The following is a 26,800-nucleotide window of genomic DNA, read 5'->3' as shown; positions in this document are numbered from 1 at the left end:
GTTTTTATATGTGGATTTCTTACAATGAAATATAAGAGATATCTTATTTTCTATAGAAGAGGTGTTAGTAGTGGCAAAAATATTAGTAGCGGGAAAAATTCCGGAAATTGGATTAGAACTATTAAAAGATCATGATGTAGAAATGTACGATAAAGAGGAATTAATTTCTATAGATGAATTAACAGAGCGTGTAAAAGATAAAGATGCATTGTTAAGTTTACTTTCGACAAAGGTGCCAAAAGAAGTTATTGATGCAGCGTCTCATTTAAAGATTGTTGCAAACTATGGTGCTGGTTACGACAATATTGATTACACGTATGCGGGTGAAAAAGGAATTGCAGTTACGAATACACCGAAAGTATCAACGGAAGCGACTGCAGAATTAACATTTGCACTTCTTTTAGCAGCGGCGCGTAGAATTCCTGAAGGGGATACGTTATGTCGTACGACTGGATTTAACGGATGGGCACCGTTATTTTTCTTAGGACGAGAAGTCCACGGTAAGACAATCGGAATTATTGGTCTTGGAGAAATCGGGAAGGCTGTTGCAAAACGTGCGAAAGCATTTGGAATGGATGTTTTATATACAGGGCCAAATCGTAAGTTTGAAGCTGAAAGTGAACTGGGAGCAACGTATGTGACGTTGGAAAAATTATTACAAACAGCAGATTTTATTACAATTAACTGTGCTTATAATCCGAAATTACATCATATGATTGATGAAGAGCAGTTTAAAATGATGAAGAAAACAGCGTATATTGTAAATGCTTCACGTGGACCAATTATGAATGAAGCAGCACTTGCTTATGCATTAAAAACGAATGAAATTGAAGGGGCAGCTCTTGATGTGTTTGAATTTGAACCGAAAATTACAGAAGAGCTAAAAGAGTTAAAGAATGTAGTACTTGCTCCACACGTAGGGAATGCAACGTTTGAAACTCGTGATGCGATGGCTGAAATGGCTGTCAGAAATATTTTAGCTGTATTAAACGGCGAAGAGCCAGTAACACCTGTAAATCAAAAGGTATTAGTCACAAAATAAAAAGAAACCTTCCGGACTCGGAAGGTTTTCTTATTTTTCTTTATTCGCTTTTTTAGACGGTCTTTGTCTAATGAATTGAGATAACATGTACAAAATATATAGTGGAATGGCAATGAATAAGAAAACAGAAAAATTGCCAAATCCTGTTTGATACATTGTAATAATGATTCCAACTAAAAATAGTGTAATAATGATGCTATATCGTGGAATTGGTACATCTTTTAAACTTGGGATACGAATGCGGCTCACCATTAAAAATGCGAACGTTACAAATACGGTAATAAGAACGATTTTTGGAATGGTATGTGAAAATAATGTTAAGAAAGCAACAAGCCCTCCCGCTGCTGTAATCGGTACTCCAGTGAAATATTTCATTGAAGTAGAAGATGGTGTTACATTAAATCGTGCTAAACGATATGCTCCGAAAAGAGGGAATAATCCCGCTATGTATAATCCGATGATTCCGTAGTTTGAGAAAGATGTGTAATACATTAAAACAGCAGGTGCTGCACCAAATGTTACGACATCTGCAAGCGAGTCGAGCTCTTTTCCCATTTGTGAATCAACACGTAATAAACGAGCAACACGACCATCAAGACTATCTAACATCATCCCGATAAGTACTAAAATAGCAGCTGATTTATAATATCCTAAAGATGCATAGCCGATTGATAAAAATCCGCTATATAAATTTCCGAGCGTAAATAAGTTTGGAATAGCTGCTCTATACAAAATCTGATCCCTTGCTTTCTGTAATAAATTCTTAATTAGTGTATGAAAGTTTACTTATTTTATCATACCATAAATTTATTCCTCATACGAAAGAAATTACCAATTTGTGAAAGATTTCATAGAAGGATGATTTAAAAATTCAGTGAAAATAAAAAGAGGAAGCAACTTGTATAAAGTTGCTTCCTTTACTATTCAAATTTCGTTGTCATCGTTCCAGTTTTATATTGATTATTAGGATCGAAACGTAATAAATCTCCATAAATTAATTTATCGGAGAGTTTTAATTCTGTTTTTGCTTTTTCAATATACGGCTGACATAGCGTCATATCAGCTTCTTCACCCGTACTTCTTTTGTAGCACATATTTTTTGTATAAACATACTCTTCAGAAACAAAGCTACCATCACGCATTACCATAAGCGGGTCTTTTTCTTTAATAAATAAGTCAGTTCCAAATTCAACGGATTTATTTGTTTTAATACCAAGTAAATGAAGGAGCGTTGGTTTAATATCAATTTGACCAGATACTTTAGAAACAACTTTTCCTTCTTGACCAGGCACATGAATAATAAGAGGAACTCGTTGTAATTGCATAGAATCGAATGGTGTAATAGTATCTTTTCCTAGGAACTGTGCCATAGCTGCATTATGGTTTTCGGAAATACCATAATGATCACCATAAATGACAATAACGGAATTATCATACAGTCCTTCTTCTTTTAATTGTTTAATAAATAATTTAAGAGCTTCATCTGTGTAACGAACAGTTGGGAAGTAGCGGTTTACAACACCACTTTCTGAGTTGAATTCATCAACATATTGGTCTTCCGGATTTAGAAGAAACGGAAAATGATTTGTTAATGTAATAAATTTTGTATAGAACGGTTGCGGTAAAGATTTTAACTTTGGAATAGATTGTTCAAAGAACTGTTTATCTTTTAATCCCCAACCGACAGACATTTGTTCCGTTCCTGCGTAATCATTTAAATTAAAGTAACGATCATATCCAAGCGCAGGATACATTACATCCCGATTCCAAAACGTTTTATCATTTGAATGGAAGACGGCAGAAGAATATCCGTATTTCTTTAATTGTTCTGGTGTCGCTGTGTATTCGTTTGTTGCATGAGTAAAGAATACAGAACCACGATCTAGCGGATAAAGTGAGTTTTCAACGATAAATTCAGCATCAGAAGTTTTGCCTTGTCCAGTTTGATGATAGAAGTTATCGAAATAGAAACTATCCTTAATAAATTCATTTAAAAATGGGGTAATTTCTTTTCCATTTATTTTTTTATTAATAACAAAGCTTTGTGTAGATTCCATTGAAATTAAAATTACATTTTTACCTTTTGCAGCTCCAAATAAGTTTTTATCAACTTGTTTGTCTTTTGAGTCTGTATAGTTTTTGATTTCAGAAAATCCATCCCCACTTGCAAATACACGCTCAGCTGAAGACTTGGATTGAAGTGTAATATCAAATAGATGATATGTGTATAAACCTAAATTCTTTACGACAGTTTGACGGTCAAATGAGCGCGAGAACATTTGTGGTTTATAAATAACTGATACAACAATTTGTAGTGCTAATAAAGCTGTTACACCGCTAAAGAAAGTTCGCTTCTCTGAGCGGGAAAGTGGTGTTTTGTCGCCAAATGATGGGAATTTACGCGAAATAAACATTAAAATAATTGCATCTGCAAATAAAAGTAATGTTTTGTACGTAAAGAGTTCTTTTATACTTGTCCCTAAATCAGCCATATTGTTTGTTTGGAATAAAACCGGGAAAGTAACGAAATCGTTATAGAACCCATAAAACATTGCGTTTCCAAATAAAATAAATGACAGTATAAAACTGATTCCAATTATAATTCGGTTTCGGTGCTTAGATGCAAGTAAAGCTAAGCCGAAAAATAAAAGTAACGCAGCTAGTGGATTAATAAAAAGCATGAATTCTTCAAAGAAATTATCAATTTTAATATCAAATGCTAGCTTGTACACAATATATGTTTTAATCCATAGTAAAACGACTGCAACGAGTGCAAATCGCAGTTTTGGAAACAGATGTTGTAGCATAATATACTCCTCTCCTAAAAAGCATGACAGTTCTTGTGAGTCAGTTTGCTTAACGACTCATTTTATATATACGAACAGTCCTTTGTTATTATGATTATTATACTATGAGTATCATTATACGAAAATAAAAGAGAGTTGTGGGCTTTTTTATAATAATCGAGTAGAAAAAGAGTGGTGGGAGACAATAAAACAGAATTTCTATGTATGATAATTATCGTACGCAGAAAGAATCGCGTGATAATACGGAGGTTATAATGCGAAAATTATTATATTTTATAGCATGTAGTAGTGTTATACTTTTTACCTCACCGAGTGTGTCAATAGCTCAATATGATGCACCTCTTATGGAAGATGCACTTTATTCTGTTTTATTTCCAAAAATAAATAAAGCAATTGAAAAACAATATGGAAGTTTGAAACCGTATCAATGTCCTAAAATTATTAGTTTAAAAAAAGTGTATAGCGGTACATATTTATTTCAAGCAAGTATTGAAGTGACAAAGTATGAACGTGTTGCTGGGAAAATTGCTCCCCCATTTGAGAAGGTAACGATTACATTTAATAACGAAGAAGGCGAATGGGAAGTGAAAAAGATTTCAGTAAAGCGCTTACCAAATGATACAAAATTAAACTGTAAAAAAACAATATAAAAAATTGTTTGACAAATAAAATGGTCCTTTGGTATTGTTAATAGCAACAATTAGATGTTTGAAAATTAAATAGACTTACCTCATCTACTCTCAAAGGTAGAGGCCGCGATAGGAAAGAGTAAGCTATGGGAGATTTCATGGAATCTGTGATCATAGGCTGAAAGGGACTATTGCCGAAATATAAGAATAACCATCTTATTCATATATTGGGACTACATTGAATAAATGTAGTACTGTCATAAGATTTATTTTATGGAGAGCTATTTGGAGATGTTGATGCGGTTTCTTATTTTGAGGAGATAACAACTCGTTTATTTTTTCAATATATATTTTTCCTAATAAGAAACGCGTGTGAACATTGTTCCGCGCGTTTTTTGTCTATCTAAAAGCGTGCTGCAATGAATAGAAGATTGGGGTTATGAGTTTTAGAGGAAATAAGGGAGGAATTTAAATGTATTTACACGGCACAAGCCGAATTAATGGGCAAGGACACTTAGAAATTGGAGGGTGCGATACGACGCAGCTAGCAAAGCAATACGGAACACCACTTTATGTATACGATGAAGAGTCTATTCGAGGAAAATGCCGAGCATTTCATCGTGCTTTTAAAGAAAGTGGTTTCTCTTATCAAGTAGCATATGCAAGCAAGGCGTTCTTGTGCATGGAGATGTGCCGAGTAGCTCGTGAAGAGAATATGTCATTAGACGTTGTTTCTGGAGGAGAATTATATACTGCGCTCCAAGCAGGATTTCCAGCATCACGTATTCATTTTCATGGAAATAATAAAACAGAAGAAGAGATAGTGATGGCTCTTCAGGCGAATATCGGTTGTTTTGTCGTAGATAATTTCTTTGAATTAGAAGTTTTACACGATTTAGCGATGCAACATGGAAAGTTTGTGAACATATTAATTCGTGTAACGCCTGGAGTAGAGGCGCACACACATGAATATATTACAACAGGCCAAGATGATTCGAAATTTGGATTTGGCGTTTCAAACGGTCAAGCGATGCAGGCAATTGGATTTGCTTTACAAAAATCCAATTATAATGTGCTAGGGATTCATTCACATATCGGATCGCAAATATTTGAAACAGCTGGCTTTGTTCGAGCGATTGAAGTTCTTCGCCAATTTTTAGAAGAAGTGAGAGAGCAAACAAACTATGTAGTAAAAGTGTTAAATGTAGGCGGGGGATTTGGAATACGCTACACAGAGTCGGATACACCGTTAACTCTTGAGACATATGTGCGAGCTGTAACAAGTGCAGTGAGAGAACAATTTACTGTATGTGAATATCCATTGCCAGAAATATGGATTGAACCAGGCCGTAGCATTGTAGGTGATGCTGGGACAACAATTTATACAGTTGGATCTGTGAAAGATATTCCTGGTATTCGGAAATATGTATCAGTCGATGGTGGAATGACAGATAATTTAAGACCTGCTTTATATAGTGCGCGTTATGAAGCAATGTTAGCGAATCGAGGGAATGATGAGAATGCGGAACTCGTTTCGATTGCGGGGAAATGTTGTGAGAGCGGAGATATGTTGATTTGGGATATTCATTTACCGAAAGTCGCTTCTGCTGATTTACTAGCAGTTTCCTGTACAGGAGCCTACGGGTACTCGATGGCGAATAATTACAATCGGATTCGAAGACCAGCCGTTGTCTTTGCAAAAGGCGGAACATCGCAAGTAGTTGTGGAACGCGAAACATATGAAAATATTATTGGGAACGATCGCATACGTATTAAAGAGCTTGTTTAAATAGAAAAAGGGGTTGTTCGGATGGGCAATTCCTTTTTTGTAAAATAAAATAATTAAAATATATCGGAAAACTAGGATTGAAAAAAATCAGAATTGTGATAAAATACAAATACAAAGCTTATCAAGAGAAGCGGAGGGAACTGGCCCGAAGAAGCTCGGCAACCTGCTTATAGAAAGCAAGGTGCTAAATCCAGCAAAATGGAATCCATTTTGAAAGATAAGGTAAAATATATTACCGAACAGTCTTTTCGAAATGGGAAAGATTTTTTTTATGAATAAAAAGGGGGGCTGTTCGCGTGGGTGTACGGGAACATTTTGATGAAGTATCCGAGAAGATTGAAGCGATGCTTGCTGATATGAAATATGGCTCAATTACAATTGTTGTGCAAGATGGAAAAGTAATTCAGTTAGAGAAAAGTGAAAAAGTACGTTTAAAGTGAAAAGCGCTGACTAGAAAAACTAGAGGCGGTTTTAACCTATTTTCATTAGGTTAAAACCGTCTTTTTGCTTTTACAGGGGGAAAAAACATGTTGACGTATGAAACGTGGGAAGAAAATGTTGTTTCGTTTTCGGAAGAAGATGAAACAAAAGGCGCGTTATCAGTATTAAATTGGGCTTATGAAGAGTATAAAGATGAAATCGTCTACGCATGTAGCTTTGGGGTGGAAGGTATGGTATTGCTGCACTTTATAAACCAAGTAAATCCATCTGCTAAAGTTGTATTTTTGGATACAAATGTTCATTTTCAAGAAACGTATGAATTAATTCAAAGAGTGAGGGAACGATTTCCTTCATTGAATATTATAGAAAAGCAGCCAGAACTTACACTTGATGAACAGGCGAAGTTGCATGGTGAAAAACTGTGGGAGAGCAATCCGAATCTTTGTTGTAAGATTAGAAAAATTTTACCTTTAGAAAAATCATTAGTCGTGGAAAAAGCATGGATATCGGGCTTAAGAAGGGAACAATCAGAAACACGTAAGCATACAAAGTTTATAAATCAAGATCATCGTTTTCAATCTATTAAAGTTTGTCCACTCATTCATTGGACGTGGAAAGAAGTTTGGCGATATGTATACAAACATAGCTTGCCGTATAACCCGTTGCATGATGTTGGCTATCCAAGTATTGGGTGTGAGAAATGTACTTTACCTGTAGGGGATGGTGGCGATTCAAGAGATGGTAGATGGGCTGGGAAAGTGAAAACCGAATGTGGTCTTCATTATCAATAAGATGAATCTTGAAATAAAGCTAAGAGGGGATATAGAAAATGAGCACAGTAAACGAATTAGTAAACCGTATAGATGAGACATATGATATATCACAAATTGAAAAAGAAATTAAATTAGACAACATTGCTTTAAGTGATTTAGAACTATTGGCGACAGGTGGATATAGCCCGCTTACTGGTTTTTTGGGGAAGGAAGATTATGATTCAGTCGTAGAAACGCTTCGTTTAGCAAATGGTAGTGTGTGGAGTATACCAATTACATTACCGGTAACAGAAGAAGTCGCAGAAAGCCTGAAGACCGGAGAGGAAGTAAAGCTTGTCAACAATGGAAATATATATGGTGCTATTAAAATAGAAGATATTTTCGTACCAGATAAAGAAAAAGAAGCGTTACTTGTATATAAAACAACGGATGAGGCTCATCCAGGAGTGAAAAAATTATATGAACGACCAAACGTTTACGTTGGAGGAACTATTATTCTAACAAAACGCTTTGAAAATAATCAATTTCCTTCTTATCATTTAGACCCAATTGAAACGAGAGAAGAATTTAAAAAACGTGGGTGGAAAACAGTAGTCGGATTTCAAACGAGAAACCCGGTACATCGTGCCCATGAGTATATTCAAAAATCTGCTCTTGAAATTGTAGATGGTCTCTTTTTAAATCCACTCGTTGGAGAAACGAAATCGGATGATATTCCTGCTGATGTAAGAATGGAAAGCTATGAAGTACTCCTTCAAAACTATTATCCGAAAAATCGTGTCTTTTTAAGTGTATTTCCTGCTGCAATGCGTTACGCAGGACCAAGAGAAGCGATATTTCATGCGTTAGTAAGAAAGAATTTTGGATGTACCCACTTTATTGTAGGACGTGATCATGCCGGAGTAGGAGATTATTACGGAACATACGAAGCGCAAGAAATCTTCACGAATTTTACGATAGAAGAGTTAGGCATTACACCACTATTCTTTGAACATAGTTTTTACTGCACGAAATGTGAAGCGATGGCTTCAACAAAAACATGTCCGCACGGAAAAGAAGATCATGTTATTTTATCAGGTACGAAAGTAAGAGAATTATTAAGAAACGGTGAGATTCCGCCAAGTACATTTAGTCGTAAAGAAGTAGTAGAAGTGCTAATTAAAGGTTTAAAAAAAGAAGTAGTAACAGAATAGGGAGAGAACGAGATGGATACGAATATTACTTGGCATACAGCTTCGGTTTCAAAAGATGAGAGAAGAGTGAAGAATGGACATCACAGTTTTGTAATTTGGTTTACTGGTTTATCAGCTTCGGGTAAATCTACAGTAGCGAATGCGGTCGCTCGTAAACTGTTTGAAAAGAATATTGGAAATTATGTGCTGGATGGGGATAACATTCGCCACGGTTTAAATAAAGACTTAGGATTTTCTGAAAGTGATCGCATGGAAAATATAAGACGTATTGGCGAAGTGGCAAAGTTATTTGTAGATCAAGGAACAGTTGTCCTTACAGCATTTATTTCACCATTTCGAGTAGACCGCAAACAAGTAAGAGATTTATTAGCGGCAGATGAATTTATTGAAATTTTTGTGAAGTGTCCGATTGAAGAGTGTGAGAAACGTGATCCGAAAGGGCTTTATAAAAAGGCAAGAAAAGGTGATATTAAGGATTTCACAGGTATTGATTCGCCTTATGAAGAGCCAGAGCAAGCAGAATTAATTGTAGAAACGCACAAATATTCTATTGAAGAATGTGCAGAACAAATCGTGAAGTACTTACAAGAGCGTAGTTTTATCCCGCTATTTGCCGGGAAGTAAAATTCCTACCTCAAAGTTCGATTGGGGCAAGGAAGTTAGGTGGGGGGCGGGCTGCCCGTAAATACCCGATTGGTTAAGGCTAATAATCAGCGTGGGATGAACAAAACTCTACTGATTAAAGTTTCACTTTATATAGGGGGATTTAAAAATGAGTTATGAAAAAGTATGGGCTAACAATGAAAAACTAAATCAAACGGAGAAAAATAAATTAGAAAAAGATGGATTAGAAATTTTTAATGATATTCCTTACTATGCGGAAAATGGATTTGAATCTATTCCGAAAGAAGAGTGGGATGCCTTTAAATGGGCGGGATTGTATTTACAACGTCCAAAAGAAGCTGGTTATTTTATGATGCGGGTAAATATTCCGTCAGGGATTATTACAAATGCGCAGGCAGAAGTACTTGCTTCTATCGCTGAGGATTATGGACGTGATGTAATAGATATTACTACGAGACAGGCGATTCAGTTTCACTGGTTAGAAATTCAGCAAATACCAGATATTTTTAAAAGATTAGCAAGAGTTGGATTATCTTCAGCGGGGGCTTGTGGTGATATAACGCGGAATATTACAGGTAATCCGCTTGCTGGAATTGATGCAAATGAACTATTTGATACGACACATATTGTGAAAGAGGTATATGACTATTTCCAACATAATGAAGAGTTTTCTAATTTGCCACGTAAATTTAAAATGTCTATTAGTTCTAATATTTATAACTCAGCAAACGCAGAGATTAACTGTGTTGCATTTACACCTGCTACGAAAGAAATAGATGGTGAGAAAAAAGTTGGTTTTCATATAAAAGTAGGCGGAGGATTATCAGCCCGTCCATATTTAGCTGATGAATTAGATGTGTTCGTTTTACCAGAAGAAGTGAAGGCAGTGGCAATTGCGATTGCTACTATATTCCGTGATTTTGGATATCGTGAGAAACGTCATTTAGCCCGTTTGAAATTTCTTGTTGCGGACTGGGGAGCAGAGAAATTTAAAGAGAAACTAATAGAGTATACAGGGCCTTTACAAAGTAAAGGGGAAAGTGCACTCAAAGGATGGAATGCAGGCTATTTTTATGGTGTTCAAGACCAAAAACAAGAGGGATTAAAATATGTAGGTTTTAATGTACCGGTAGGTCGTTTACATGCAGAAGAAATGTTTGAGATTGCAAGAATCGCAAAGCAATATGGAAATGGACAAATTCGTACATGTAACTCGCAAAACTTCATTATTCCGAACGTTCCTCCGGAAAATGTAAAAGGATTACTTAGTGAACCGTTGTTTGAAGCGATATCTGCAAGCCCAAAATCATTTATTGGTCATGCGGTTTCATGTACCGGTATTGAATATTGTAATCTTGCATTAGTAGAAACGAAAGAAAGATTACGAAAAATTGCAGAATACTTAGATACACAAATTGCACTCGATGTTCCAGTTCGAATTCATATGGTAGGCTGCCCCAATTCATGTGGTCAACGTCAAATTGCTGACATTGGGTTACAAGGGGTGAAAATGAAAACGAAGGAAAAGGGAATTGTTGAAGCATTTGAGATATATGTAGGTGGAACGTTGTTAAATGGCGGTGCCTACAATCAAAAGTTAAAAGGAAAAATAGATGGCGAGGATTTACCTGATGTACTCGCATCATTTATAAGTTATTTCAAAGAGAATAAATTACCAGCCGAAACATTTTATGATTTTGTAGGTCGTGTTGGTGTAGACACATTACAAATAGCGTTAAATAACGTGTTAGAAGAAGTCATAGCGTCTTAGGGGGGACAATATGGATTTATATCGATTTGAAGCTGTATTAGTGAGTGATATTGTTCCGATTGTTGTTGTTGCTCAAAGTGAAGAACAGGCATTTAAGCTTGCGGAGATTGAGCTTGAAAAACATTTTTTACCGTTGCCAGAGGTAAAAGAGATTTCTTTGTTTGAAAAAAAGAAGATTCGAAAAGGTGCAGCATTTGTTATTCATGAGTAGAGATTAGTAATACGAAAAAATAAAAACTTCCATTCTTATATACGAATGGAAGTTTCATTTTAATAGTAGAAATGAGGAGAGATGATGGGGAAGGTTTATATTGTTGGAGCGGGTCCTGGCGATCCAGATTTAATTACTGTTAAAGGGTTGAAATGTATTGAGAAGGCAGATGTTATTTTATACGATCGCCTTGTGAATAAAGAGCTGCTTTCACACGCAAAGCCTGACGCGGATTTAATTTATTGCGGGAAACTCCCGAATTATCACACGATGAAGCAAGAAACAATTAATACATTTCTTATTAAGTATGCGAAAAAAGGGAAAGTAGTAACGAGGCTTAAGGGCGGCGATCCATTTGTATTTGGTAGAGGGGGAGAAGAAGCGGAAGCATTAGCAAAGCAAGGTGTACCATTTGAAATCGTCCCAGGTATTTCATCTGGAATAGCTGCACCTGCTTATGCTGGTATTCCAGTGACGCACCGTGATGCAAGTGCAAGTTTTGCTATTGTGACTGGGCATAGGAAAGAAGGTGCTGAAGAAGAAGTGAAATGGGAAAGTTTAGCGAAAGGTGTAGAGACTTTAGCGGTATATATGGGGGTTAGTAATTTGCCCTACATATGTGAGCAACTTATGAAGCATGGAAAAGATAAAAGTACGCCAGCTGCTATTATTGAGCAGGGGACGACGTCTATGCAACGTACAGTTGTTGGGACATTAGGAACAATTGTAGATGTTGCGAAAAAAGAGCAAATTCAAAATCCGAGCATGATTGTAATTGGAGAAGTTGTCCGTTTTAGAGAAAAAATCCATTGGTTTGAGAAGCAAACGGAAAATGCTTATCAAGTAAGTGGAGTGTTGTAAAATGAAAGCCGTCTTATATATATGTCATGGAAGTCGTTTGAAGACAGCGAAAGAAGAGGCGATTCAATTTATTACATCGTGTATGAGTCGTATAGAAGCGAATATTCAAGAAGTTTGTTTTTTAGAGTTAGCGAATCCTTCTATTGAAGATGGTTTTCGTACATGTGTGAAGCGTGGGGCCACGGAGATTATTGCCATCCCTGTTTTTTTATTAGCGGCAGGTCATGTGAAGAAAGATATTCCATTTGAATTGGTAAAGCTCAAGAATCAATATCCGAATGTTAAAGTGACTTATGGTAATCCGTTTGGTGTATCAGAAACACTTATCAAATCAGTATATAACGGAAGTGGTATTGAAAAGGAAGGGAAGGCTGAAGTGACCCTTCTGCTCGTTGCAAGAGGAAGTAGTGATCCTGAAGTATTACAAGATATAAAATGGATCGCCTCTTTATTTCAAGCTGAGGAGAAAATTAAAAAAGTTGAGGTTTGTTATTTAGCGGCTGCGGAGCCGAAATTTGAGAGGAAATTGAAGGAAGTTGTAGAACGGGAAGTGGAGAACATCGTTGTGCTACCTTATTTGTTATTTACAGGTTTACTTATGAAACATATTGAGAAAGAAGTGCGCCAATATGCATTGGAAGAGATTAAAATCAGTCCATATTTAGGGAAGAATGAAGCGTTACAAGATATGTTAATTCAGAAAACGACGGAGTTATTGAAAGGAGATCAGTATGTATCCACTTACAGTGCGAGTTAATGAGAAACGCGTTGTTGTTATTGGTGGGGGAAAAGTTGCAGGATTTAAAATTATTCCTTTACTCAAACAAGGTGCGGATATAGTTGTGATCAGTCCAGAATTAGATGCGAATTTAGTAAAACTTGTGGAAGAAAAGAAAATTCGTTGGTATCAAAGAGAATATGAAAAAAGTGATATTAAAAATGCTTTTTTAGTTGTTGCAGCGAGTAGTGATTCAATATTAAATGAACAAGTTGCTGAAGATGCCGCAGAGAATCAATTAGTAAATGTTATTACAAATCCGGAAAGTGGTAATGTTCACTTTCCAGCAGCGATTCATCGTGGTTTGCTTAATATAGCAGTTTCTACTGGGGGAGCGAGCCCAAAGCTCGCAAAAAAAATTCGAGATGAGATTGCAAATAAATATGATGAGACATATGAATCGTATTTAGATTTTTTATATGAAGTAAGGGTGAAGTTAAAAGATTTACAGTTAGAAAAGAGAGAACGAAATATATTACTCCAAGAAGTGTTGAAATCAGTATATGTGCAAAACGAGAGAGAAAGAGAAAGTTTTTTGCGAGAATTAGAGGGAAAGGTTTTAAAATAATAAAAGATAAAGTGCGCTTTACAAATATAAAAATATAATTTATAATCACAAGTAACTTCAATAGATGAAATCGATGAGCAAGAAGAGTACGTATATTTGATGCGTTCAGAGAGCTGGGGTTAGGTGGGAGCCCGGTACGATAAATTATACAGAATGGGCTTGCGAGAGGTATGTTGAACATTGTAGTAGGCAACCCGGGTTCCGCCGTTAAAAGGATAGAGTATCGGAATTATTCCTGTACTTGAACAAGTGGGATTTATCAATCCAATTGAGGTGGTACCACGGTATTTACATTACATATATCGTCCTCTACATGCATATTTGCGTGTAGGGGACTTTTTTATTTTCTAAAGGAGGTGTGCGAGTATGAAATGAAAGTGTATAATTAACAAAAGTTTAAATATTCAGAAAAGGAGAATTTATGATGAAAGAAACACAGCAATGGACGTCGAAAATAGGCTTTGTACTCGCAGCAGCCGGAGCCGCAGTAGGTCTTGGTGCGATATGGAAATTTCCATATGTTGCAGGTAATGGCGGGGGAGGTGCATTCTTCCTTGTATTTTTACTTCTAACTTTATTTATAGGTATGCCTCTTCTAATAGCGGAGTTTGTTATTGGACGTAGCACGCAAAAAGAGGCGGTTACAGCTTATAAAGTACTAGTGCCAAATAGCAAATTATATCCTTGGATTGGTCGTATGGGAGTTGTTACTTGTTTTAGTGTACTATCTTTTTATAGTGTTGTAGGTGGATGGATTTTACTTTATTTATATTATAGTGTGACAGGAAGTTTCTGGAATGGAGTAGCTGATTATGGACAATTGTTCGGTGAAACGATTTCAAATCCGTTAAGTGCGATTGGAGCGCAATTTATCTTTATGCTTTGTACGATTTTTGTTGTAAGTAAAGGTGTAGAGAAAGGTATAGAAAAGGCAAGTAAGTACATGATGCCGCTATTATTTATTTTATTTATTGCGATTATTGTTCGTGCGTTAACACTCGATGGTGCTTTTGCTGGAGTAGAGTTCTTCTTAAAACCAGATTTTTCAAAGCTTACAGCAGATACAATTTTATATGCGATGGGACAATCTTTCTTCTCGCTAACTGTAGGTGCCTCGGTAATGGTAACGTATAGTTCGTATTTGAAGAAAGAGGAACATTTAGCGAAATCGGCAACATCTATTGTAAGTTTAACTGTTTTTGTTACAGTACTTGCAGGATTAGCAATTTTCCCAGCGATTTTCGCATTAGGAGTTAAACCGACTGAAGGACCGGGATTACTGTTTATCGTCCTTCCAGCAGTATTTGCAAAAATACCATTTGGTCAATTTTTCTTTATTATGTTTTTAATTTTATTCTTCTTTGCGACTTTAACATCAGCAATTTCAATGCTTGAAATTGTAGTAGCATCTGTTGCGAAAGGTAATGAGAAGAAGCGTCCGTCAGCATCATTATTAATTGGTATTCTTATTTTTGCAGTCGGTATTCCATCAGCGTTATCATTTGGGATTATGAGTGACGTGAAAATATTTGGGAAAACATTCTTTGATTTAGTCGACTTTTCGGTAAGTAACGTATTGCTGCCGTTAGGAGTACTAGCTATTTCATTATTTGTACCAAATAAAATGAGTAAAGAGTTGTTGATGAAAGAATTAGAAGTGACGGAAACGAAGGGGAAAACGTTATTTAACATTTGGTTCTTCTTACTTCGTTATGTCATTCCGGTAACTGTAATAATTGTATTTTTAAATGTGATAGGTGTATTTAAAATGTTTGCATAAAAAAAGGCGGGGATCTCCCGTCTTTTTTTATGTTGTTGAATGTAATAGACGATTATACGCTTTATAGGCTGTGGTGACTGCGAGGAATGAACCGATTAAAAATAAAACTGATCCGCCAAATGTAAATATCCGGCCGATAAATGTCGCTCTAGCTTCTTCTATTTTTTGTTGTAATTGCGTATTCATATTGATCACCTCGTAAACTATAGGCATTTAGTTATAGTCTATGTAGAATGCCTATATTGTGTGAAGTGTAAATAAAAAACCTCGGTAGGTACCGAGGTTTTTTATAATCCGATATAAGGAGATGGGTCGACTGCGTTTGTCTTGCCGACATTCCATTCTCCAAGATGAAGTTCGAAGTGTAAATGTTGTCCGTATGATTGGCCCGTGTTCCCCATAAATCCAAGCTGATCGCCTTGTTTTACAGTTTGTCCATTCGATACAGAACGGCTATTCATATGAGCATATACTGTCGTATATGTTTTTCCGTTTATACGGTGAGATAAATACACTACGTTTCCGTAACTAGATGATAATTCTGAGCGAATAACAACGCCATCTGCAGCAGCGATAATTGGAACCGTTCCCGAAGCGGCGATGTCAATTCCTTTATGGTTATCTAAAGAACGTACACCAAATCCGGAAGTTTTTGATCCAGCTGCTGGTTTGATAAAGCCACCGATGTTTGTATCATGTGGTGTTGGAGCTGCTTGAGTTGCTTGAGCAGATTTAGTAGCTTGTTGTTTGCGAGCCTCTTCTGCCTGGCGAGCTTCTTCCGCTTTACGAGCTTCTTCGGCCCGTTTTTCTTCTTCAATTGCTTTTTGCACAGCTTGACGTTGATTTTCTAAAATGCCTTTGGATTCTTCTAATCCTTCAATCTCTGAATCTACTTTTGCTACTTTCGTATGTAGATCGTTAATAAGAGTCTGTTGCTGCTGTTGGTTATTTTGTAATTCTTGTTGTTTTTGTTCTAGTTTTTGCTCAGATTCTTTCAGTTGTTGTTCTTTTTTCTCAACAGCTTCTTTTTCTGTAGTTACAGCATTTTGATCAGATGTTTGTTTTTTTACAATATCTGTATCGTTGTTTAATATTAAACTTACGGAGTACATATTATCAACAAGATCAGCAATGTTTGTAGAGTTTGTTAATACTTCTGTAATGATATTTGTACGCGGTTTTTCTTGCATAGATTGTAATCGTTGTTTAATAACTTCCTGACGTGTATCTATGTTTGTTTGTAATTGTTCTATATGTTTCTTTTTGTCAGTAATTACTTGTTGTGTTTTGCTAATTTCTTTTTTTGTATCGTTTAATTCAGCCTCGTTTTTATTAATAGAAGTAGTTAATTCATCGATTTTCTTCTGTAATTCTTGAATTTCTTTTTCTATTTGTTCTTTCTCGACTGATTTATTTTGTAAGTCACTTTGTTTGCCTTCTAATTCAGATTGAATGTTAGATAATTTATCTTGATTTGTTTCAGCGTATACGGGTGAAAGTAACGGGGAAGCAAAAATCGTTCCTGCTGCTAAAACACTAAACGCTGCAAATTTCTTTTTCATAGTTGTCTGACTCCTTTCCCTATGAATGTTATATATCATAAGAAGAAGAGTGTCTATCGTTGTAATCATAATGTAAAGAAAACTTTATAAAATTGCTAAGTTTTGTCGGAATTTATCATTTTTCAACTTTAATTGTCATAGTACTTACATTTTATTTATGGCTGTAATAAAGGTATATTTTGGGATTTATCTGTAAAATACAGGAGGAAAGTAATAGTTTTTATGGGGTGAAATAGTACTTAGAAAGCTAATAAAACACTAGTAAGGAATCGTTCTCATGTGAGGTTTTCTAACATGGGTTTATTTTTTGTCAAGAAAATTATTTGCATTCGGGCAAAGTTATTTTGTTGTCAGATTTTAAATTTTGATTTATGATTTTTAACAGGGACAAAATGTAGTGAATTGTCGAATAATATGTAATACTCTTAATTTCTTAGTTTTATAGAGATAGAATGAGAGATAGAGTGACACATCGAAGAGGGGGTTACAACAAATATGAAAAGAATAGGACTTGCATGGCAAATATTAATAGGGCTTGCGCTTGGTATTGCGGTTGGGGCGATTTTCTTTGATAATCCAGCTGTTGTGAAGTACTTACAACCAATTGGTGATATTTTCATCCGATTAATTAAAATGATCGTTGTACCGATTGTTGTAGCAAGTATTGTTGTTGGGGTTGCTGGTGTTGGCGATGTTAAAAAACTAGGTCGACTAGGCGGAAAAACAATTATTTACTTTGAAATTATTACAACAATTGCAATTATTGTTGGTCTATTAATAGCGAATATTTTCCAACCAGGAAAAGGCGTAAATATGGAGCAGTTAACAAAGACAGATATTTCGAAATATACACATACGACAGAGCAAGTACAAAGTCATTCATTTGCAGATACGTTTGTAAATATTGTTCCAACAAACATTATGAAGTCATTGGCTGACGGAGATATGCTTGCTATTATCTTCTTCTCTGTACTATTTGGTTTAGGTGTAGCAGCAATTGGTGAAAGAGGAAGACCAGTTCTTCAATTTTTCCAAGGTGTAGCTGACGCAATGTTTTATGTAACAAACCAAGTTATGAAATTTGCACCATTTGGTGTGTTTGCACTAATTGGTGTTACAGTTTCTACATTTGGTCTTGCTTCATTAATTCCATTAGGGAAATTGCTAATTGTCGTATATGGGGCAATGATCTTCTTCGTCGTAGTTGTCTTAGGACTTACAGCGAAAATATTTGGAATTAACATTTTCCAATTCTTTAAGATTTTAAAAGACGAGCTGATCTTAGCGTATTCTACAGCAAGCTCAGAAACAGTTTTACCAAAAATCATGGAGAAAATGGAGAAATTCGGTTGTCCGAAAGCAATTACATCTTTCGTTATTCCGACAGGTTATTCATTTAACTTAGATGGATCAACTTTATATCAAGCAATTGCGGCTATTTTCTTGGCGCAAATGTACGGTATTGATTTATCTATTACACAACAAATTACATTATTACTTGTATTAATGGTTACATCAAAAGGTATCGCAGGTGTACCGGGCGTATCATTCGTTGTATTATTAGCGACACTTGGTACAGTAGGTATTCCACCTGAAGGTTTAGCGTTCATTGCTGGTATTGACCGTATTTTAGATATGGCTCGTACAGCAGTTAACGTTGTAGGAAACTCTTTAGCAGCTGTAGTTATGTCTAAGTGGGAAGGTCAATATGACGCTGAAAAAGGACAAGCTTATTTAAAAGAGATTTCTGAAAAGGGTCAAGCTGCTTAATTATAATATGAACAAGCTCTCACATAATATGTGGGAGCTTTTCTGTATATAGAAGAGGAGTATACATAATGAAACGTAAATATGGTGACGGTTCTTCGTGGAAAAGACTAATAGAAAAGAGTTATAGGCTTAAGCAAGTGGAAGAGGGAATGCTCGGAATACTGGATATAAAAAAGGTGAGAGAGCCTAGTTGTAAAGAATATGATGGTAAAGAAATTTGTATTGCAAGTGATGGGTATACGTGGGTTCAATATTTCATTAATGGAAAGAACTTTGCGATTACAGCTATGTTAGATGATAGGCACAATTTAGTGCAATATTATATTGATGTGACGAAAGAATATGAAATAGACGATCGTGGTTTACCGTATTTTGATGATTTATATTTAGATGTAGTATTATTACCTAGCGGTAAGGTGTATGTATTAGATGAAGAGGAGCTAGAGGATGCTTATAAAAGTGGCGATGTCACAAAGGAAGAGTATGAGTTAGCTTGGTACACTACGAAATGGATATTAGCAGCAATAAAAAATAGTGAATTTTATTGGATTTCAATATTGGAAGAAGAAATCGAAAAGTTAAAATGATTATTGTATTCAAATTTTTGTATAATTACCAAAAAAATCTATACAAAAAATAATTGACTTTTGTTTTGTAAGCGAGTAAAGTTAGGGAAGAAATTATTATTAAAAAATAAATATGAAACCTTCTTATAAAGAGAGGCGGAGGGACTGGCCCTACGATGCCTCGGCAGCGGACTCGATTTCAGAGTGCTGTGCCAAATCCAGCAAGCATGTGCTTGAAAGATGAGAAGAGCGTTTCTTATAGATGTATAAGACCTCTTCTCATCGGAAGAGGTCTTTTGTTATTCATTAGAAAAAGGTTGAAACTAGGGAGAGATGGTACTTTGAAAGAAACGAGAGGAAATGGTTTAGCTTTATTACCACTTGGGATATTTTTGGCGCTATTTATTGGTTCTGGAATTATTACAGGTGATTTCTATAAATTGCCGATACTTGTAGCAATTTCAATTGCTGTAGGAGTCGCTTTAGTGATGAATCGTAAAGAAAGTTTTAATGTGAAAGTCGAGCGGTTCGCTAAAGGTGCAGGAAATCCGGATATTATGATTATGGTATTAATTTTTGTGCTTGCAGGTGCATTTTCTGAAACGGCTAAAGGAATGGGCGGAGTAGACTCAACTGTTAATTTAGCGTTAACTATTTTACCGCCAGGATTTATCGTAGCTGGAATCTTTGTTATTGGTGCATTTATTTCATTAGCAATGGGAACTTCAATGGGAACAATTGCAGCATTAGCGCCGATTGCTGTAGGTATTAGTGGTCAAACTGATATCTCAATTGCGCTTGCAATGGCTACTGTTGTTGGGGGAGCGATGTTTGGTGATAATTTATCATTTATTTCAGATACAACAATCGCAGCTGTTCGTTCACAAGGAACAGAAATGAAAGATAAGTTTAAAACGAATTTTTTAATTGTGTTACCAGCGGCTATTATTACAATTGTACTATTAGTAATAGTTACTTCAGGAAGTGACACGCAAATTAAAGCACATAGCTTTGATTGGATAAAGATTTTACCGTACGCAGGAGTACTTATTACAGCGCTACTTGGCTGGAATGTACTTATTGTATTAACTGGTGGAACTGTATTATCTGGTGTTATCGGTCTTATAGATGGAAGTTACACGTTAGAAAGTTTCTTTAAAAGTGTAACGACTGGAATGGGCGGTATGATGGAGTTAGTATTACTTGCTATATTAATTGGCGGTATGGTTGAATTAATCCAATATAATGGTGGTATTCAATATTTAATGAATGTATTAACACGTAATATTCGTTCGAAAAAAGGTGCAGAATTTGGTATTGCTGGTTTAGTAAGTATGACGAATATGTGTACAGCGAATAATACGATTTCGATTATCTTTACAGGCCCGCTTGCAAAAAATATTGCAGATCAATATGAAATAGACCCTCGTAAATCAGCGAGTGTATTAGATCTTTTCTCATGTTGTGTACAAGGATTAATTCCGTACGGTGCCCAAATGTTAACGGCAGCAGGATTTGCAGCGTTATCTCCGGTTGAATTGTTGCCATATGCATTTTATCCAATCTTAGTTGGAGTATGTGGGATTGTTTCTATTTTAATTGGATTTCCAAGATTTTCGAAAGTAGCTGAGAAAAAAGAGTATCATAAAACAGCTTAATTTAATATGAATGTTAGTAATTAAAAAAACGTGCAGAGAATAAACTCTGCACGTTTTTTTGCGTAAAGGGCTGAATATGACTCGGTCTTAAGTCTGAGTTAAAAACGGTTCTTAAGCTCGTTATGGAAAGATGAAAAAATAGTTAAGATAAGAGTATCAAATCGAAGGGAGGCAAGCACAAGATGAAACAATTTCTAGCGTTTATCGCAGCCGGTATTTTGGCTTTAATTGCTCTTGGTAGTCTTGCTGGTATTGTAGGATTCGCAATCGGAGCAGGAGTTGTATATTGGAGCTATAAATCATTTGTGCGAGCTAAGTCATTTTTTGGAAAGTTAGCTTGGGGTATTGTTGGTTTAATCGGTTTATCCATTGCGCTTTCTCATTCACCAGCATTAATCGGTATCGCTGCTTTAGTGGTTTTATACTACGGATACCGTGAGTGGAAAAAAGAAAAAGATGTAGTTGTTGAATCTGCTCCAGAAAGTTCTAAACCATATAGCAACTTTGAAGATGAGTGGAACAAATTAATGAAAAACTAAAACAATAAATCAAATTATAAATAAAGTAGAAGAGAGGAAGATTTATAATGAAACAATCTTTATTCGGACGTGTACGCGATGCAATTTTAGCTGATTTTCATAACGTGTTAGATGAGAAGGAAAGAAAAAATCCAATTGCGATGTTAAACCAATATTTACGTGATAGTGAGCGTGAAATAACAAAAATTGAGAAGTTAATTGAACGTCATAAAACATTAAAATCTAACTTTGCTCGTGAGCTTGAGCAAGCACGTTATTTCGTTAACAAAAGATCAAAGCAAGCTATCATTGCTCAAGAAGCAGGCGAATTACAATTGCACGAACGTGCGTTAGAAGAGGTAGCTTATTATGAAGGGCAAGTAACTCGATTAGAAGAAATGTATGCAGGTGTTGTAGAGCAAATTGATGAGTTAGAGCGTCGTCTTTCTGAAATGAAAAATAAATTAAAAGAAATGCACGCAAAGCGTATGGAACTAATGGCACGTGAAAATATGGCACATGCAAATCGTCGTATGAATACAGCGATGCATAAAATGGATGAAAATAATCCGTTCTTACGATTTGAAGAAATTGAAGATCACATTCGTGACTTAGAAACTCGTATGAATGAAGAACATGAGCGTGACACATTTGATATGAAAATTGCAAAACTTGAGCGTGAAATGAAAGAAAAGAATGATGTATCGTTAACGAAAGAGTTAACAAAATAATAGTAGTATATTATAAAACAGGCTTATGATATAGTGATAGGAGAAAAGGTGTTGGAAAGCAATGCCTTTTCTTCTATGTATATGTGACAAGAAGGGGGGAGCTGAAATGAAGAAACATTTTTCAAAGACACAATTAATGGGGATGCTCCTCATCATATTTGGATTCGGTCTTTTTCTTGATATGATACTTGGACATTTTGAACCAGGTGGTCTCATTTTTGCATTTATTATGCTTATGTTTGGAAGGCATTATCGTAAAAAGAATCGTTATGTACGGGGAAATGTATTTTTATTTGTTGGTGGTATCGTATTTTTATTCTTCTTATTTTCATCAGCAGCATTTGTTCTTGTCGTATTTGCTTGTTTAGCTTTAATTGGTTATCAATTGATTCAACAAGGGCATCAGCAAAAAGCAATGAAGGTTGAAATTAAAGAAAAAGGGATTATAGACGAAGAGAAGCAAATATATCGTACAGAACCATATTTGAAAAATATGTTTGTAGGCAATGTACGAATGATGGATCATATTTATGAACTTGAGGATATTAATGTTCAATACGGTGCTTGTGATGTGGAAATAGATTTAACTACTGCTATGATTCCAGAAGGGGAAACGGTAATTGTTATTCGGGGTGTCGTTGGTAATATTCGTTTATATGTGCCATATGATATTGAACTTTCTTTAAATCATTCTGTTATTGTCGGACGTGTGCTCTTGCCAGGTCATGAAGAGACAGGGTTTAACCGCAATGTTACATTTAGAACAGAGCAGTATAAAGAGGCTCCTCGTCGTATTAAAATTATTTCTTCGCTTGTCGTAGGCGACACGGAAGTGAGGAAAGTATAATGAAGAAACAAAAAAATATTTCGTGGATGTATATTCGTTATTCTATGTTGTCCTCAGTTAGTATCGCACTCATTTGTACAATTGTATATGTATGGAAAAGCGAGCAACAAGTGTATGATTTATTATGGAAGGAATCCATCGCTTCTGTTCCAATTGGCTTGTTTATTATGACTACAAGTTTACTTATCGGGGGAATTGTAGGATATGCAATCGGTTACTATATAGAGCAGCGTATACAAGGATTAAATACGTTTCTATTTGAAGTAGAGCGAGGGAATTTTCCGAGCGATGTTTCGTTTACTGCAGATGATGAATTTCATGAAGTGGAACGAAAAGTAATCGTTTTGGCTCGTCGATTAGAGGAGCAAGCTGGACTCTTTCAAAAAGTAACGAATGAACGAGCTCATTGGAATGAAGAGATGAGACAAGAAGCGATTTCTCAAGAAAGGCATCGTTTAGCAAGGGAGTTGCATGATTCAGTAAGTCAGCAGCTTTTCGCAATGTCGATGATGATGTCAGCGATTAATGAACAAATAACTGAATTTCCAGATGTGACAAAAAAACAATTACAACTTGTTGAAAATATGGTTGTAAATGCTCAATCAGAAATGAGAGCATTGCTCCTTCATTTACGTCCTGTACAATTGGAAGGTAAGAAACTGACAGAAGGTATAGAGGAATTATTAACGGAATTATCGCGAAAACAACATATGAAAATTGAATGGCTTATTGAGCCAATAGAATTAAAAAAAGGTGTAGAAGATCATTTATTCCGTATTGTGCAAGAAGCGTTATCAAACACGTTGCGACACGCGAAGGCAAAGAAAACAGAAGTGCGCCTTCGAAAAATTGATCAATATGCGATTTTAAAAATTATTGATGACGGCGTTGGGTTTGAAGTAGGCGTTAATAAGGCAGGTTCATATGGCCTAAGATCGATGCAAGAGCGTGTTCATGAAATTGGTGGGACACTCAAGGTGCTTAGTTTCCCGGCCAAAGGTACACAAATAGAAGTAAAAGTACCGATTATGATTGAGAGAGGGGGAGAAGTATGATAAAAGTATTGCTTGTCGATGATCATGAAATGGTTCGTATGGGTGTATCGGCATATTTATCTACACAGCCAGATATTGAAGTAGTAGGGGAAGCTGAGAATGGACGAAAAGGATCAGAATTAGCATTGCAATTAAGACCGGATATTATTTTAATGGACCTTGTTATGGATGAGATGGATGGTGTCGAAGCAACACGTGCTATTATTCAAGAATGGCCAGAAGCAAAAATTGTAGTTGTAACAAGCTTTTTAGATGACGAAAAATTATACCCTGTTATTGAGGCTGGTGCGACCAGTTACTTATTAAAAACATCAAGAGCAAGTGATATTGCTGATGCTGTACGAGCTACTTATGATGGAGAAACAGTATTAGAGCCGAAAGTTACCGGGAAAATGATGTCCCGTATGCGTCAAAAGAAAGAGCAACCTTTGCATGATGACTTAACGGAAAGAGAGTTTGAGATTTTGTTATTAATTGCAGAGGGAAAAAGTAATCAAGAGATTGCGGACGAGTTATTTATTGCACTGAAAACGGTAAAGACACATGTGAGTAACATATTAAATAAATTGAATGTAAGTGATCGTACTCAGGCAGTTATTTATGCATTTAGGCATCAATTAACGAAGTGATAAAGTGAAGCTTTAATTGGCGGGGAATTCCTCGCTGATTATTGGCTCGCTACAATATAGATTTGGCGTTAAAACCATCGAATGTTTTTATTGACGATAAATAATGTAAGCGTTACCATTAAGGTGTTAACAGTACATATAAAGGGGAGAATGTATATGTTAGTTCAAACTATATTCGGAATGGATAAGTCTAAAAAATTAGGGGAGTATGTGAACGCATTACAAGCACTTTGTGAACAATATAATGTTGAAACAGATAAAATTGCGATTATTGAGGCAACAGAGGAATACTATTTATTTTTAGTAAAGCAAGAAGAGCGCTATGATGTTGTCAAGGTAGAAACAGTTGATACAAATATTGAATATTATACGAAAGCTTATAAAATAAGCAGTTTTAATCATACTGCTTATCAAATGTAAAAAAACTCCCTTTTGGGAGTTTTTTTAGGAGGCTTTTACTTCGTTAGATTCGATTAGTAATGGAACTTTTTTCGTACCGCTTAACTTAGCGATTGTAAGGCCAAGAAGAGCTCCTGCTAATGCTGGTATTAGCCAACCGATTCCTTCATTATATAAAGGGATAAATTCAAAATATGGTGTGATGAATGAAACTGAAATACCACCTTGTTTTAATCCATCAAATACGCTCACTACAGCTGATCCGATTAAAGCACATACATAAACAGAGCGATATCCACCGAAGTATTTATGAAGTAACGATAGTAGTACGAGTACAATCGCAATTGGATACACAACAAGTAGAATTGGAACAGAGATTGCGATAATTTTCGTTAAACCTAAGTTGGCAACTAATAATCCTAATGCGCAAATGATACTCGCGAATGTTTTGTATGAAAATGTAGTCAATAATGTTGAAAAATATTGGCTGCACGCAGATACGAGTCCAACGCATGTCGTTAAACAAGCGAGTGTAACGATAAGAGATAATAGGAGCAAACCATACGGACCGAATAATTGTTGTACGATAACAGTAAGTAGCTGTCCACCATTTTTTGCATATCCGAGAGAGACACTAGTTGCCCCCAGCCAGCCGAGTGCACCATATACAAGTACGAGTCCTGTAGCGGCAATAAGCCCTGCTTTTGCTGTGGCGATGGCAATGGACTTACGATCATTCACACCTTTAGAGCGAATTGCATTTACAACGATAATTCCAAATGCAAGTGCTGAAATGGTGTCCATTGTTAAGTACCCTTCCATAAAGCCTTTGAAGATTGGAGAAGTTTGATACTCTTGCATAGCTGGTCCTGATTGCCCAAGTGGTGTAAAGACACTTTTAACAAACAATAAGAAAATTGAGATTAATAAAATAGGTGTTAATATATTTCCAATACGATCGACAAGTTTAGATGGATTTAAGCTCAGCCAAAATACGAAAGTAAAGAATATGATTGTATATACAAATAGCACTAGGCTGCTAGAGCGGATTGTTTCTGGTAAGAAAGAACTAACACCCATTTCATAAGCAACATTTGCAACACGTGGGATGCCCATGGATGGACCGATGGCAATGTATACAACTACTGTAAAGAAAATTCCGAATAATGGATGGACATGACTTGCAAGTTGCTGCATCCCATTTCCTGATAGAGAAATTGCGATAACAGTTAGTAGTGGTAAGCCAACTCCTGTTAGTAAAAATCCAATCATTGCTGGCCAAAAATTTTCACCTGCGTTTTGTCCAAGCATGGGAGGGAAAATTAAATTACCTGCCCCAAAAAATAAAGAAAATAGCATAAGACCCGTGAAAAAAATATGTTTTTTTGATACAGTGTTCATTGTTTTTCCTCCTTTTTTAAATTCATTTGTAAGAACACAAAAAACTCGTCCCTAAAGAAAGGGACGAGTTATATTTACCCGCGATACCACCCTAATTTACACATGTAGAAATAAATCTATATGTATACGGCTTTGCAACGTACAACATGATACGTGTTCCTTGTAACGGGGGACGGCCGGTAAGAACTTACTGTAACATTCGGTTCTACTTCTCGGAGATGATTTTCGGTTACGCACTGAACGTTGGCTTTCAGCAAATCGCCAACTCTCTGGGGAACAGTTCTATAACGTACTCGTTCTCGTCAATGAATTTTTATTCAAGTATTCTGACAGTATTGTTGCATGTTTTTTTTAGAAAGTCAATATGTTTTTTGAAAGATATATTTATATACGGAAA

General features: G+C 35.8%; 27 protein-coding genes, 3 riboswitches and 2 other annotated features. Of the genes, 22 read left to right on the top strand and 5 right to left on the bottom strand.

All coding sequences use genetic code 11. The features are described from left to right. The first annotated feature begins 70 nt into the window (after nucleotides 1-70). The gene (locus IBT51_RS24285; protein ID WP_053564912.1) at nucleotides 71-1,042 is read left to right on the top strand and encodes an NAD(P)-dependent oxidoreductase; all 972 of its coding nucleotides are present in this window, start codon (nucleotides 71-73) and stop codon (nucleotides 1,040-1,042) included. Nucleotides 1,043-1,072: 30 nt separating this feature from the next. Here IBT51_RS24285 and pssA read toward each other — a convergent pair whose 3' ends face one another. Both pssA and IBT51_RS24275 read right to left on the bottom strand, forming a co-directional pair. Continuing rightward, the gene (pssA, locus tag IBT51_RS24280; RefSeq protein WP_000285417.1) at nucleotides 1,073-1,774 is read right to left on the bottom strand and encodes a CDP-diacylglycerol--serine O-phosphatidyltransferase; all 702 of its coding nucleotides are present in this window, start codon (nucleotides 1,772-1,774) and stop codon (nucleotides 1,073-1,075) included. A gap of 188 nt (nucleotides 1,775-1,962) precedes the next feature. Then, nucleotides 1,963-3,849: an LTA synthase family protein gene (locus IBT51_RS24275; protein ID WP_000939084.1), complete on the bottom strand. Its 1,887-nt coding sequence runs from the start codon at nucleotides 3,847-3,849 to the stop codon at nucleotides 1,963-1,965. A gap of 254 nt (nucleotides 3,850-4,103) precedes the next feature. On the opposite strand from IBT51_RS24275, the gene IBT51_RS24270 reads away from it, so the two are divergent. The 12 genes from IBT51_RS24270 (at nucleotide 4,104) to IBT51_RS24215 (ending at nucleotide 15,267) form a co-directional block, all read left to right on the top strand. Then, complete coding sequence (locus IBT51_RS24270) at nucleotides 4,104-4,499, top strand: DUF3888 domain-containing protein (RefSeq protein WP_064531938.1); 396 nt, start codon at nucleotides 4,104-4,106, stop codon at nucleotides 4,497-4,499. Between the two features lie 89 nt (nucleotides 4,500-4,588). After that, nucleotides 4,589-4,770: riboswitch (Lysine riboswitch) on the top strand. A gap of 180 nt (nucleotides 4,771-4,950) precedes the next feature. Then, complete coding sequence (lysA, locus tag IBT51_RS24265) at nucleotides 4,951-6,267, top strand: diaminopimelate decarboxylase (RefSeq protein ID WP_200458384.1); 1,317 nt, start codon at nucleotides 4,951-4,953, stop codon at nucleotides 6,265-6,267. Between the two features lie 115 nt (nucleotides 6,268-6,382). Further along, a riboswitch (SAM riboswitch) is annotated at nucleotides 6,383-6,491 on the top strand. Nucleotides 6,492-6,563: 72 nt separating this feature from the next. Next, nucleotides 6,564-6,707, top strand: a complete 144-nt coding sequence (locus tag IBT51_RS24260) for a YezD family protein (RefSeq protein WP_000538896.1) — start codon at nucleotides 6,564-6,566, stop codon at nucleotides 6,705-6,707. Nucleotides 6,708-6,794: 87 nt separating this feature from the next. Then, the gene (locus IBT51_RS24255) at nucleotides 6,795-7,499 is read left to right on the top strand and encodes a phosphoadenylyl-sulfate reductase (protein ID WP_200458383.1); all 705 of its coding nucleotides are present in this window, start codon (nucleotides 6,795-6,797) and stop codon (nucleotides 7,497-7,499) included. Nucleotides 7,500-7,537: 38 nt separating this feature from the next. Next, complete coding sequence (gene sat, locus IBT51_RS24250; RefSeq protein WP_064531921.1) at nucleotides 7,538-8,674, top strand: sulfate adenylyltransferase; 1,137 nt, start codon at nucleotides 7,538-7,540, stop codon at nucleotides 8,672-8,674. Between the two features lie 12 nt (nucleotides 8,675-8,686). Further along, nucleotides 8,687-9,298 (top strand): adenylyl-sulfate kinase, encoded by a 612-nt coding sequence (gene cysC, locus IBT51_RS24245; protein ID WP_029441817.1) that lies wholly within the window; start codon nucleotides 8,687-8,689, stop codon nucleotides 9,296-9,298. Between the two features lie 148 nt (nucleotides 9,299-9,446). Then, a complete protein-coding gene (locus IBT51_RS24240; RefSeq protein ID WP_200458382.1) occupies nucleotides 9,447-11,069 on the top strand; it encodes a nitrite/sulfite reductase in 1,623 nt (540 codons plus the stop codon). 10 nt (nucleotides 11,070-11,079) lie between these two features. After that, nucleotides 11,080-11,280: a DUF3906 family protein gene (locus IBT51_RS24235; RefSeq protein WP_000366918.1), complete on the top strand. Its 201-nt coding sequence runs from the start codon at nucleotides 11,080-11,082 to the stop codon at nucleotides 11,278-11,280. Nucleotides 11,281-11,364: 84 nt separating this feature from the next. Continuing rightward, entirely contained in the window at nucleotides 11,365-12,141 is a 777-nt protein-coding gene (gene cobA, locus IBT51_RS24230; protein WP_065228512.1) for a uroporphyrinogen-III C-methyltransferase, read from the top strand. Nucleotide 12,142: 1 nt separating this feature from the next. Next, complete coding sequence (locus IBT51_RS24225; protein ID WP_000648881.1) at nucleotides 12,143-12,898, top strand: sirohydrochlorin chelatase; 756 nt, start codon at nucleotides 12,143-12,145, stop codon at nucleotides 12,896-12,898. Beyond that, on the top strand, nucleotides 12,873-13,487 hold the full coding sequence (locus IBT51_RS24220) for an NAD(P)-binding protein (protein ID WP_000283352.1): 615 nt from the start codon (nucleotides 12,873-12,875) through the stop codon (nucleotides 13,485-13,487). Before IBT51_RS24225 ends, IBT51_RS24220 begins: the two co-directional genes overlap by 26 nt. Before the next feature lie 64 nt (nucleotides 13,488-13,551). Further along, nucleotides 13,552-13,800 (top strand) — a binding site (T-box leader). 111 nt (nucleotides 13,801-13,911) lie between these two features. Beyond that, nucleotides 13,912-15,267 (top strand): sodium-dependent transporter, encoded by a 1,356-nt coding sequence (locus IBT51_RS24215; RefSeq protein ID WP_053564908.1) that lies wholly within the window; start codon nucleotides 13,912-13,914, stop codon nucleotides 15,265-15,267. Nucleotides 15,268-15,294: 27 nt separating this feature from the next. Here IBT51_RS24215 and IBT51_RS24210 read toward each other — a convergent pair whose 3' ends face one another. Beyond that, nucleotides 15,295-15,453 (bottom strand): hypothetical protein, encoded by a 159-nt coding sequence (locus IBT51_RS24210; RefSeq protein WP_001095997.1) that lies wholly within the window; start codon nucleotides 15,451-15,453, stop codon nucleotides 15,295-15,297. 101 nt (nucleotides 15,454-15,554) lie between these two features. After that, nucleotides 15,555-16,829, bottom strand: a complete 1,275-nt coding sequence (locus IBT51_RS24205) for a murein hydrolase activator EnvC family protein (protein ID WP_000726083.1) — start codon at nucleotides 16,827-16,829, stop codon at nucleotides 15,555-15,557. A gap of 495 nt (nucleotides 16,830-17,324) precedes the next feature. Between IBT51_RS24205 and gltP the strand changes: the two genes are divergently transcribed. From gltP to IBT51_RS24160, 9 genes are all read left to right on the top strand, one after another. After that, the gene (gltP, locus tag IBT51_RS24200; protein ID WP_000821126.1) at nucleotides 17,325-18,599 is read left to right on the top strand and encodes a glutamate/aspartate:proton symporter GltP; all 1,275 of its coding nucleotides are present in this window, start codon (nucleotides 17,325-17,327) and stop codon (nucleotides 18,597-18,599) included. Between the two features lie 68 nt (nucleotides 18,600-18,667). Continuing rightward, a complete protein-coding gene (locus IBT51_RS24195) occupies nucleotides 18,668-19,186 on the top strand; it encodes a ribonuclease FAU-1 family protein (protein ID WP_000824654.1) in 519 nt (172 codons plus the stop codon). A 120-nt stretch (nucleotides 19,187-19,306) separates the two neighbouring features. Then, nucleotides 19,307-19,412, top strand: a riboswitch (SAM riboswitch). Between the two features lie 94 nt (nucleotides 19,413-19,506). Further along, nucleotides 19,507-20,823, top strand: coding sequence for a Na+/H+ antiporter NhaC family protein (locus IBT51_RS24190; protein WP_000665496.1), 1,317 nt, complete (start codon nucleotides 19,507-19,509; stop codon nucleotides 20,821-20,823). Nucleotides 20,824-21,005: 182 nt separating this feature from the next. Further along, nucleotides 21,006-21,362: a lmo0954 family membrane protein gene (locus IBT51_RS24185; RefSeq protein WP_000808640.1), complete on the top strand. Its 357-nt coding sequence runs from the start codon at nucleotides 21,006-21,008 to the stop codon at nucleotides 21,360-21,362. A 47-nt stretch (nucleotides 21,363-21,409) separates the two neighbouring features. Further along, a complete protein-coding gene (locus IBT51_RS24180; RefSeq protein ID WP_000814127.1) occupies nucleotides 21,410-22,072 on the top strand; it encodes a PspA/IM30 family protein in 663 nt (220 codons plus the stop codon). A gap of 106 nt (nucleotides 22,073-22,178) precedes the next feature. Beyond that, nucleotides 22,179-22,919 (top strand): cell wall-active antibiotics response protein LiaF, encoded by a 741-nt coding sequence (liaF, locus tag IBT51_RS24175; protein WP_000716094.1) that lies wholly within the window; start codon nucleotides 22,179-22,181, stop codon nucleotides 22,917-22,919. Then, nucleotides 22,919-23,974 (top strand): sensor histidine kinase, encoded by a 1,056-nt coding sequence (locus IBT51_RS24170; RefSeq protein WP_000744326.1) that lies wholly within the window; start codon nucleotides 22,919-22,921, stop codon nucleotides 23,972-23,974. Before liaF ends, IBT51_RS24170 begins: the two co-directional genes overlap by 1 nt. After that, nucleotides 23,971-24,603: a response regulator gene (locus IBT51_RS24165; RefSeq protein WP_000598707.1), complete on the top strand. Its 633-nt coding sequence runs from the start codon at nucleotides 23,971-23,973 to the stop codon at nucleotides 24,601-24,603. Before IBT51_RS24170 ends, IBT51_RS24165 begins: the two co-directional genes overlap by 4 nt. An 81-nt stretch (nucleotides 24,604-24,684) precedes the next feature. Beyond that, nucleotides 24,685-25,023: a DUF3922 domain-containing protein gene (locus IBT51_RS24160; RefSeq protein WP_200458381.1), complete on the top strand. Its 339-nt coding sequence runs from the start codon at nucleotides 24,685-24,687 to the stop codon at nucleotides 25,021-25,023. A gap of 24 nt (nucleotides 25,024-25,047) precedes the next feature. On the opposite strand, the gene brnQ3 is transcribed toward IBT51_RS24160, so the two are convergent. Beyond that, complete coding sequence (brnQ3, locus tag IBT51_RS24155) at nucleotides 25,048-26,403, bottom strand: branched-chain amino acid transport system II carrier protein BrnQ3 (RefSeq protein ID WP_053564907.1); 1,356 nt, start codon at nucleotides 26,401-26,403, stop codon at nucleotides 25,048-25,050. A gap of 56 nt (nucleotides 26,404-26,459) precedes the next feature. Next, nucleotides 26,460-26,718: a binding site (T-box leader), on the bottom strand. Nucleotides 26,719-26,800 lie beyond the last annotated feature (82 nt).

The organism is Bacillus sp. S71 (genome assembly GCF_016625265.1).
Classification (GTDB): Bacteria; Bacillota; Bacilli; order Bacillales; family Bacillaceae_G; genus Bacillus_A; species Bacillus_A cereus.
This window is presented reverse-complemented; position numbering and strand designations above follow the sequence as displayed.

Excerpts from the sequence above, each read along its gene's own strand:
- IBT51_RS24275 (WP_000939084.1), bottom strand. The coding sequence starts at position 3,849 with ATGCTACAACATCTGTTTCCAAAACTGCGATTTGCACTCGTTGCAGTC.
- IBT51_RS24270 (WP_064531938.1), top strand. The coding sequence starts at position 4,104 with ATGCGAAAATTATTATATTTTATAGCATGTAGTAGTGTTATACTTTTT.
- lysA (WP_200458384.1), top strand. The coding sequence starts at position 4,951 with ATGTATTTACACGGCACAAGCCGAATTAATGGGCAAGGACACTTAGAA.
- IBT51_RS24255 (WP_200458383.1), top strand. The coding sequence starts at position 6,795 with ATGTTGACGTATGAAACGTGGGAAGAAAATGTTGTTTCGTTTTCGGAA.
- sat (WP_064531921.1), top strand. The coding sequence starts at position 7,538 with ATGAGCACAGTAAACGAATTAGTAAACCGTATAGATGAGACATATGAT.
- cysC (WP_029441817.1), top strand. The coding sequence starts at position 8,687 with ATGGATACGAATATTACTTGGCATACAGCTTCGGTTTCAAAAGATGAG.
- IBT51_RS24240 (WP_200458382.1), top strand. The coding sequence starts at position 9,447 with ATGAGTTATGAAAAAGTATGGGCTAACAATGAAAAACTAAATCAAACG.
- IBT51_RS24235 (WP_000366918.1), top strand. The coding sequence starts at position 11,080 with ATGGATTTATATCGATTTGAAGCTGTATTAGTGAGTGATATTGTTCCG.
- cobA (WP_065228512.1), top strand. The coding sequence starts at position 11,365 with ATGGGGAAGGTTTATATTGTTGGAGCGGGTCCTGGCGATCCAGATTTA.
- IBT51_RS24225 (WP_000648881.1), top strand. The coding sequence starts at position 12,143 with ATGAAAGCCGTCTTATATATATGTCATGGAAGTCGTTTGAAGACAGCG.
- IBT51_RS24220 (WP_000283352.1), top strand. The coding sequence starts at position 12,873 with ATGTATCCACTTACAGTGCGAGTTAATGAGAAACGCGTTGTTGTTATT.
- IBT51_RS24215 (WP_053564908.1), top strand. The coding sequence starts at position 13,912 with ATGAAAGAAACACAGCAATGGACGTCGAAAATAGGCTTTGTACTCGCA.
- IBT51_RS24210 (WP_001095997.1), bottom strand. The coding sequence starts at position 15,453 with ATGAATACGCAATTACAACAAAAAATAGAAGAAGCTAGAGCGACATTT.
- IBT51_RS24205 (WP_000726083.1), bottom strand. The coding sequence starts at position 16,829 with ATGAAAAAGAAATTTGCAGCGTTTAGTGTTTTAGCAGCAGGAACGATT.
- gltP (WP_000821126.1), top strand. The coding sequence starts at position 17,325 with ATGAAAAGAATAGGACTTGCATGGCAAATATTAATAGGGCTTGCGCTT.
- IBT51_RS24195 (WP_000824654.1), top strand. The coding sequence starts at position 18,668 with ATGAAACGTAAATATGGTGACGGTTCTTCGTGGAAAAGACTAATAGAA.
- IBT51_RS24185 (WP_000808640.1), top strand. The coding sequence starts at position 21,006 with ATGAAACAATTTCTAGCGTTTATCGCAGCCGGTATTTTGGCTTTAATT.
- IBT51_RS24180 (WP_000814127.1), top strand. The coding sequence starts at position 21,410 with ATGAAACAATCTTTATTCGGACGTGTACGCGATGCAATTTTAGCTGAT.
- liaF (WP_000716094.1), top strand. The coding sequence starts at position 22,179 with ATGAAGAAACATTTTTCAAAGACACAATTAATGGGGATGCTCCTCATC.
- IBT51_RS24170 (WP_000744326.1), top strand. The coding sequence starts at position 22,919 with ATGAAGAAACAAAAAAATATTTCGTGGATGTATATTCGTTATTCTATG.
- IBT51_RS24165 (WP_000598707.1), top strand. The coding sequence starts at position 23,971 with ATGATAAAAGTATTGCTTGTCGATGATCATGAAATGGTTCGTATGGGT.
- IBT51_RS24160 (WP_200458381.1), top strand. The coding sequence starts at position 24,685 with ATGTTTTTATTGACGATAAATAATGTAAGCGTTACCATTAAGGTGTTA.
- brnQ3 (WP_053564907.1), bottom strand. The coding sequence starts at position 26,403 with ATGAACACTGTATCAAAAAAACATATTTTTTTCACGGGTCTTATGCTA.